Annotated in this window: 1 protein-coding gene (only partly in view); it reads left to right on the top strand. The window is 73.1% G+C overall.

Features of this window, described 5'->3' with window-relative positions; all coding sequences use genetic code 11:
* Window positions 1-13: 13 nt before the first annotated feature.
* Window positions 14-9,386 carry the beginning of a type I polyketide synthase gene (locus Aco04nite_RS49315; protein WP_244876660.1) on the top strand. Its footprint extends 23,879 nt past the window's final position, so the window shows 9,373 of its 33,252 coding nt (coding positions 1-9,373); its start codon is at window positions 14-16; the stop codon falls past the right edge of the window.

The raw sequence follows: 9,386 nt of genomic DNA, 5'->3' as shown, positions 1-9,386 counted from the left end.
AAGGTGACCTCGAGTGGCAGATGAACAGAGGTACCTCGAATACCTCAAGCGCGTCACGGCCGATCTCCGACACGCCCGGCGCCGTCTGCGACTGGCCGAGGACCGGGCTCGCGAGCCCATCGCCATCGTCGGCATGAGCTGCCGGTACCCCGGCGGTGTGAGCTCGCCCGAGGACCTGTGGCGGCTGGTGGCCGACGGCGGTGACGGCATCGGTGCGTTCCCCGCCGACCGTGGCTGGGAACTCTCCGAACCGGACGACGCCCAGTACGCACGTGAGGGCGGCTTCGTGCACGGCGCCGGCGACTTCGACGCCGGGCTGTTCGGCATCTCCCCACGTGAGGCGCTCACCATGGACCCCCAGCAGCGGCTGCTGCTGGAGTCGTGCTGGGAAGCCGTCGAGACCGCCCGGATCAACCCCCAGTCGCTGCGCGGAAGCCAGGTCGGGGTGTTCATCGGCAGCTCCGCGTCCGGGTACGGCTACGGCGTCACCGAGCTCCCCGAGGGCGCCGACGGTCACCTGCTCACCGGCAACGCGGCCAGCGTCGTGTCGGGGCGGGTCGCGTACGCACTCGGCCTCGAGGGCCCCGCCGTCACCATCGACACCGCCTGCTCCTCGTCGCTGGTCGCGCTGCACTTCGCCGCGCAGGCGCTGCGCGCGGGCGAGTGCTCGATGGCGCTCGCCGGCGGCGTCACCGTCATGGCCGGCCCCGCCATCTTCGGTGAGTTCGACAAGCAGGGCGGTCTGTCGACCGACGGGCGCTGCAAGCCGTTCGCCGCGGCGGCCGACGGCACCGGCTGGTCCGAGGGCGTCGGCGTGCTGCTCGTCGAGCGACTCTCCGACGCCCAGCGCCTCGGCCACGAGATCCTCGCCGTGGTCCGCGGCAGCGCCGTCAACCAGGACGGAGCGTCGAACGGCCTCACCGCCCCGAACGGCCCGTCGCAGGAGCGCGTGATCCTGCAGGCGCTCGGCAACGCCCGGCTCGCCCCGGCCGAGGTGGACGTCGTGGAGGCCCACGGCACCGGCACCCGCCTCGGTGACCCGATCGAGGCGCAGGCACTGCTGGCGACGTACGGCCGGGGGCGCGAGAACGCCGAACCGCTGCGGCTCGGCTCGATCAAGTCGAACATCGGCCACACCCAGGCGGCCGCGGGCGTCGCCGGCATCATCAAGATGGTCATGGCGATGCGCCACGACACCCTGCCGGCCACCCTTCACGTCGACGCGCCGACCCCGCACGTGGACTGGACCGCGGGCGCCGTCGAACTGCTCACCGAGTCCCGCAGCTGGCAGCGGGGCGAGAACCCGCGCCGGGTCGGTATCTCGTCGTTCGGCGTCAGCGGCACCAACGCGCACATCATCATCGAGGACGCACCGCTGCCGGCCCCGGCCGGAGCAGCCGCGGACGCCGATGACGACGAGACCGCAGCCGCCGCACCGGTCGAGGCCGAGGTGCGGGCGCCGGTTGTCCCGCCCGCGCTCACGCCGTGGGTGCTGTCCGGGCGTACCGCCGAGGCCCTCGCCGGCCAGGCCGAACGCCTCGCCGCCCTGCTGCGGGCCCGCCCGGACCTCGACCCGACCGACGTCGGCTGGTCGCTCGCCGGCACCCGCGCCACGTTCGAGCACCGCGCCGTCATCCTGGCCGCCGGCCCGTCCGCGACCACCGAGGGCCTGGACGCGTTGCGGCGGGGCACCGCCTCGCCCGCGCTGGTCCGCGGCGCCGCGGGCACCGGCCGGCTCGCCATGCTCTTCACCGGTCAGGGCGCCCAGCACCCCGGCATGGGCCTCGACCTGTACGCCCGTTTCCCCGTGTACGCCGAGGTGTTCGACGCGATCGACGCGCGCCTCGACTGGTCGCTGCTCGACGTGCTCGCCGACGAGCGGATCCACGACACCCGGTTCACGCAGGTGGGGCTGTTCGCCGTCGAGGTGGCGCTGTTCCGGCTCCTCGAGAGCTGGGGTGTCACCCCCGACCACCTGCTCGGCCACTCGATCGGCGAGCTGGCCGCCGCGCACGTCGCCGGCGTGTTCGACCTCGACGACGCCGTGCGGCTGGTGTCCGCCCGCGGTCGTCTGATGAAGGCGCTGCCCGAGGGCGGCGCGATGCTGGCGATCGAGGCCGACGAGGCAACGGTTCGCTCGCTGATCGGCGACAGCCTCGACATCGCCGCGGTCAACGGCCCCACCTCGGTGGTCGTGTCCGGTCCGGCCGGGGCGATCGAAGCGCTGGTGACGGACAAGCGGACCAAGCGTCTGCAGGTCTCGCACGCGTTCCACTCGCGGCTCATGGAGCCGATGCTCGAGGAGTTCCGGGCCGTCGCGGAGAGCATCGAGTACGCCCCGCCGCGGATTCCGCTCGTGATGGACGGCTGGGACGCCGACTACTGGGTGCGGCAGGTACGCGGGACCGTACGGTTCGCCGACGGCATCGCCCGGCTCAGCGCGCAGGGCGTGACGCGGTTCCTCGAGGTCGGGCCGTCGGGCGTACTCGCCGGCATGGCCCGGACCTGCCTCGACAGCACCGCGACCGTGGTGGCGGCGCTGCGTGGCGACGAGAGCGAGAGCCTGCTGCGCGGGCTGGCCCAGCTGCACGTGGCGGGTGGCGGCGTGGACTGGACCGCCGTGCTCGGGGGCTGGGGCGGACAACGGATCGCTCTGCCCACGTACGCCTTCCAGCACGACCGTTACTGGCTCGGCCCCACCGCCGTCACCGCGGAGAACGCCGGTCCCGGCACCGGCAGCGGCTGGGACGCGGGGTTCTGGGAGGCGGTCGAGCGCGAGGACCTCAGCCGTCTCGCGGGCGTGCTCGAACTCGGCGACGACAGCGCGATGGCCTCCGCGCTGCCCGTCCTCGCGGCGTGGCGCCGCAGCCGCCGGCAGACCTCGCTCGTGGACTCGTGGCGGCACCGGATCAGCTGGCAACCGCTGAGCACGCTGCCGGCCGCGAACCTCACCGGCACCTGGCTCGTCATCACCGTCGCGGACGACGAGCTGCCCTCCGGGCTCGACGCCGCCCTCACCGGGCACGGCGCGACCGTCCGGCACGTCGTCGTTCCGGGGCGGGCCGATCGCTACGAGCTCGCCGCCCTGCTCTCCACCTTGGTCTCCGGTGATGAGATCGCCGGTGTGCTCAGCCTGGCCGGCCTGCGTGCAGGCGCGGACCCGGCTCACCCTGCCGTGCCGGCCGGTACGGCGCTCACGCTCTCACTCGTCCAGGCGCTCGGCGACGCCGGCCTCGACGCGCCGCTCTGGGTCGCCACCCGCGGCGCGGTCACCGCCGGGCACTCCGGCCCCGCCGGCGACATCGAGCAGTCCCCGCTGTGGGGCCTCGGCCGGGTCGCCGCGCTGGAGGTCCCGCAGCGCTGGGGCGGCCTGATCGACCTCCCCGCCGAGCTCGACACCCGCGCCGGCGCCCGGCTCGCCGCCGTGCTCACCCAGCGCGGCGAGGACCAGGTCGCGATCAGACCCGCCGGGGTGTACGCCCGCCGCCTCGTCGCCGCCCCCGTCTCCGGCGCCGCCCGCACCTGGCAGCCCGGCGGCACCGTGCTGATCACCGGTGGCACCGGCGCGCTCGGAGCCGAGGTCGCCCGCTGGCTCGCCGGACGCGGCGCGGGCCACCTGATCCTCGCCGGTCGTCGCGGACCCGCCGCCCCCGGCGTCGACGCCCTGACCGCCGAGCTGACCGAGGCGGGCGCACGGGTCACCGTGGTCGCCTGCGACGTCGCCGACCGGGCGGCCCTCGCCGAGGTCGTCAACGCGTACCCGCTGACCGGTGTGGTGCACGCCGCCGGGGTCAGCGACGCGCTCGAACTCGAGGCCACCGAGCTGACCGGGTTCGCCGCCGTCGTCGCGGGCAAGGCGGCCGGTGCGGCCAACCTCGACGCGCTGCTCGGCGACGCCGACCTCGACCTGTTCGTCGTCTTCTCCTCGATCGCGGGCGTGTGGGGCAGTGGCGGGCAGTCCGCGTACGCCGCCGCCAACGCGTACCTCGACGCCCTCGTCGAATCCCGCCGCGCCCGCGGCCTCGCCGGTCTCGCCGTCGCCTGGGGCCCCTGGGCCGAGGTGGGCATCGCCGCCGACGACGCCACCCGCGGCTACCTCGAACGCCGCGGTCTGCGCGCGATGAACCCGGATCAGGCCATCGCCGCCCTGGCCCGCGCCGTGGACCACGACGACGTGGCCGTCACGGTCGCGGACGTCGACTGGGTACGCTTCGCCGACCAGTTCACCGCGGGCCGGGCCAGCTCCCTGTTCGCCGAGCTGCCCCAGGTCCGGGACCGTGCGGCCACCACGGCCGCCCCCGGCGACAACGAGCTGGCCCGCCGTCTGCGGGGCGAGCGTCCCGCCGAGCGCCGCCGTACGCTGCTCGACCTGGTCCGCTCGCACGCCGCGGCCGCCCTCGGTTTCTCGTCGACGAGCGACGTCGAGCCCGGCCGCGCCTTCCGCGACATGGGCTTCGACTCGCTGACCGCCGTCGAGCTGCGCAACGCGCTCGCCGACGCCACCGGGCTGACGCTGCCAGCCTCCCTCGTCTTCGACTACCCGGCCCCGGAGGTGCTCGCCGAACATCTCGTGGACGCGTTCGGCCTGGCCGAGGAGCCGACGCTCGCCGATGTCGCGGTCCGCCCGGTGCTGCCCGTCGTGGACGACGAGATCGTCATCGTCGGCATGGGCTGCCGGTACCCGGGCGGCGTGCAGTCACCGGAGGACCTGTGGCGGCTCGTCCTCGGTGGCGGGGACGGCGTTTCCGCGTTCCCCGACGACCGCGGCTGGTTCGTGCCCGCCGACGCCGCGTTCGCCCGCGCGGGTGGATTCGTCTACGACGCCCCGGAATTCGATGCGGGCCTGTTCGGGATCTCGCCTCGTGAGGCCCTGGCGATGGATCCGCAGCAGCGGCTGTTGCTCGAGGTGTCGTGGGAGACCTTCGAGCGGGCAGGCGTTGACCCGCGATCGCTTCGCGGGCGTCCGGTGGGTGTGTTCGTCGGTGCTTCCAACTCCGGGTACGGCTTCGGCGGCCAGGTTCCCCCCGAAGCTCAGGGTCACCTGCTGACCGGGAGCGCGAACAGCGTGATCTCGGGTCGGGTGGCGTACACGTTCGGCCTCGAAGGCCCCGCCGTCACGGTTGATACGGCGTGTTCGTCGTCGCTGGTCGCATTGCACTGGGCCACTCAGGCGCTGCGGTCCGGTGAGTGTGAGATGGCGCTGGTCGGTGGTGTCACGGTCATCACCGGCCCCGAGGTCTTCGCCGAGTTCTCGCGACAGGACGGCCTCTCGTCGGACGGCCGATGCAAGTCGTATGCCTCCGCCGCTGATGGGACGGGCTGGGCCGAGGGCGCCGGTCTCATCCTGGTCGAGCGGATGTCGGACGCTCGTCGCAACGGGCATCAGATCCTTGCTGTCGTACGCGGTAGCGCCGTCAACCAGGACGGTGCCTCCAACGGTCTGACCGCGCCGAACGGGCCCTCGCAGCAGCGGGTGATCCGGCAGGCTCTGGCCAGCGCTGGTCTGAACGCGTCGGATGTGGATGTCGTCGAGGGCCACGGCACCGGTACCCGGCTGGGTGACCCGATCGAGGCGCAGGCCCTGCTGGCCACCTACGGTCAAGAACGTGACCGGCCGCTGTGGCTGGGGTCGGTGAAGTCGAACATCGGGCACACACAGGCCGCGGCCGGTGTCGCGGGCATCATCAAGATGGTCATGGCGATGCGGCACGGTGTATTGCCGTCGACGCTTCATGTTGACGAGCCGTCGAGTCAGGTTGACTGGACGACCGGCGCCGTCAAGTTGTTGACGGCTACCCAGTCGTGGGACAGCGATGTCCGGCGGGCGGGTGTGTCGTCGTTCGGGATCAGTGGGACGAACGCGCACACGATCATCGAGCAGGCGCCTGGTGCTGATGAGCCGGCGGCGGTTGCTCCGGTGCTGGACGGTCCGACGGCGTGGCTGGTGTCCGGCCGGTCCCCGCAGGCGTTGCGGGGTCAGGCCGCGCGACTGAGCACTGTGGACCCCGCGGATCCGGCTGCGGTAGCGGCGGCGTTGGTGCGGACCCGGGCGGCGCTGGAGCACCGGGCCGTGGTGATCGCCGATCGGGCCGAGGGCTTTGCCGCGGGGCTGGCCGCGGTCGCTGAGGGCCGGTCCGCCGCCGGTGTGGTGACCGGGCGCTCGGGCGACGGCCGGCTCGCGATGCTGTTCACCGGCCAGGGGTCTCAGACACCGGACATGGCCGCGGATCTGTACGAGCGTTTCCCCGTTTTCGCTGATGCTCATGACGCGGTCGGTGCGCGGGCCGAGATCGTTTCGGATGAGCGGGTTCACGAGACGCAGCACACCCAGATCGCTCTGTTCGCGTACGAGGTGGCGTTGTTCCGCCTCCACGAGAGCTGGGGCATCGTCCCCGACTTCCTGCTCGGTCATTCGATCGGTGAGTTGGCCGCCGCGCACGTGGCGGGCGTGTTCGATCTCGACGATGCGATCAGGTTGGTGTCCACTCGTGGTCGTCTGATGCAGGCGCTTCCCGCGGGTGGTGCCATGCTGGCGATCGAAGCTTCCGAGGCGGAGGTTCGTTCGATCATCGGTGACGATCTCGATGTCGCCGCGGTGAACGGTCCAACCTCGGTGGTGGTGTCCGGTCCGGTCGAGGCGATCGAAGCTTTGATCACGGACAGGCGGACAAAACGTCTGCAGGTGTCGCATGCGTTCCATTCGCGGCTGATGGAACCGATGCTCGAGGAGTTCCGCGCGGTTGCGGAGACGGTCACTTACGCGCAGCCACGGATCCCGCTGGTGATGGACGGGTGGGACGCGGACTACTGGGTGCGTCAGGTGCGCGGGTCGGTGCGGTTCGCCGACGGCATCGCCCAGCTGAGCGCTCACGGGGTGTCGAGGTTCCTGGAGGTCGGGCCGTCGGGGGTGCTCGCCGGGATGGCGGCCACCTGCCTGGGCGCCGATGACGTTGTCGTGCGGGGTGATCGGCCGCTGGAGGCGGCCGCGCGGCTGCACGTGAACGGCGTCGGCGTGGACTGGACAGCCGTGCTGCCGGCAGGGCACCGCGTGGAGCTGCCGACGTACGCGTTCCAGCACGACCACTACTGGATCCGGCCCGCCTGGCCCACGCCGACCGCCGCGCACGCCGCCGAGGCCGGCTTCTGGCGTGCCGTCGAGGACCGGGACGTCGACGCCCTCAGCGCCACCCTGCGCCTCGACCGCCACCACGACGAACTCAGCACGCTGCTGCCCGCCCTGTCCCGCTGGCGGCTCGGGTTGCGCACCGACGACCTGGTCGGCGAGCTGCGCTACCGGATCTCCTGGCAACCGGCCGAGCTGACCACCGCCTCCCTCGACGGCGAATGGCACCTCCTCGGCACCGGCCTCGACGACATCGCCGCGGCCCTCACCTCAGCCGGCGCCACCGTCACGCTGTCCGAGGACGCCGACCCGGCCGGGCTGCCGACGGCCGGGACCCTGGTCCTGGTCGACGCCGATCCGGCCACGCTGGCCACCACGATGCAGGCCCTCGCCGGAACCGCGGTACAGATCTGGGCCCTGACCCGCGAAGCCGTAGGCCCCGACGCCCCGGCAGGCTCGGACCGCGGCGCGCTGACCTGGGGTGCCGGTCGGGCGGTCGCGTTCGAGGCCACGGGAACCTGGCGCGGCCTGGTCGACATTCCCGCCGTCCTGGACGAGGCAACCGGGAACGCGCTGGTCGCGGCCCTGGGTCAGACCGGCGAGGACCAGCTGGTCGTCCGCCCCGGCGCCACCTACGTCCGCCGGCTGATCGACGCGGGGGGCGAGGCACCGGCCACCACCTGGGAGCCGCGCGGCACGGTCCTGGTCACCGGCGGCACCGGAGCCCTGGGCGGCCACGTCGCGCGCTGGCTCGCCGGACGAGGTGCCGAGCACATTCTGCTCGTCGGGCGTCGTGGCCCGGACGCGCCGGGTGTCGCGGAGCTCGTGGCCGACGTCGAGGCGTCCGGTTGCCGGGTGACCGTGGTGGCCTGTGATGTGGCCGATGGGGATGAGCTGGCCGGGGTGCTGGCGGCGGTCCCCGCCGAGTTCCCGTTGCGGGCCGTCGTGCACGCCGCCGGAGCCGTCGACACCGTCGAGCTGGCCGACCTGGACCCCGATCGCCTGGCGTCCGTCATGCGGGCCAAGGTCGAAGGTGCGGCCACCCTGGACAGGCTGACCGGCGAGCTCGACGCGTTCGTGCTGTTCTCCTCCATCTCGGGCGTGTGGGGCAGCGGTGGCCAGCTCGGCTACGGTGCCGCCAACGCGTTCCTGGACGCCCTCGCCGAGCGTCGCCGCGCCGCCGGGAAGCCCGCCACCGCCATCGCCTGGGGCCCGTGGTCCGACGCCGGCATGCTCACCGACGCCGGCGCCGAGGACTACCTGCGCCGCCGTGGATTGCGCCCGCTCGCCGTGCCGGTGGCCATCGCCGCGCTCGGCCGGGCCGTGGACGCCGCCGAGACCACCGTGGTGGTCGCGGACGTCGACTGGCCGGTCTTCCGGTCCACGTTCACCGCGGTCCGCGCCAACCGGCTCTTCGACGAGCTGGCCGGTGCCGAGCCCGAGCAGGCCCCCACCGCGGCCGCGTCGGACGCCCTGCGCCGCAGCCTGGCCCCCGTCGGCGAGACCGAGCGGCGCCGCATGCTGCTCACCGTGGTCCGCACCGAGGTGGCTACCGTCCTCGGCTACTCCGACACGCACGCGATCGAGCCCGGGAAGCCGTTCAAGGACCTGGGCTTCGACTCGCTCACCGCCGTCGAGCTCCGCAACCGGCTGGCCACCGTCACCGGCCTCACCCTGTCGGCCGGCATCGTCTTCGACTACCCGAATCCTTCCGCGCTGAGCGAGCACCTGCGCGCACTGCTGGCCGAGGAACCGGGCGACGTCCGGCGTGACGACGTCGTACTGCGCCGTGACGGTCTCGACGAGCCGATCGCCATCGTCGCGATGAGCTGCCGTTACCCGGGCGGTGTCGAGTCGCCCGAGGACCTGTGGCGCCTGGTCATGCAGGGCGTGGACGGCGTCGCCGAGTTCCCGTCCGATCGCGGCTGGGACCTCGGTGCCCTGTACGACCCGGACCCGGACCGGCCCGGCACCTCGTACACCCGGGCCGGTGGTTTCCTGGCCGGTGTCGCCGATTTCGACGCCGGCCTGTTCGGGATCTCGCCGCGTGAAGCGGTCGCGATGGACCCCCAGCAGCGTCTGCTCCTGGAAGCCTCGTGGGAGGTGTTCGAGCGGGCATCGCTGAACCCCCGCGGGATGGCGGGCAGCCGCACCGGTGTGTTCATCGGTACGAACAGCCAGGACTATCTCGCGCTGCTCGCCACCGGCGGCTCGGACACGGACGGTTATCTCGCGACGGGTAGTTCGGCGAGTGTGGTGTCCG

The organism is Winogradskya consettensis, assembly GCF_018332715.1.
GTDB classification, from domain to species: domain Bacteria; phylum Actinomycetota; class Actinomycetes; order Mycobacteriales; family Micromonosporaceae; genus Actinoplanes; species Actinoplanes consettensis.
The sequence above is the reverse complement of the archived record's forward strand: the minus strand, read 5'-3'. Positions and strand labels throughout refer to the sequence as shown.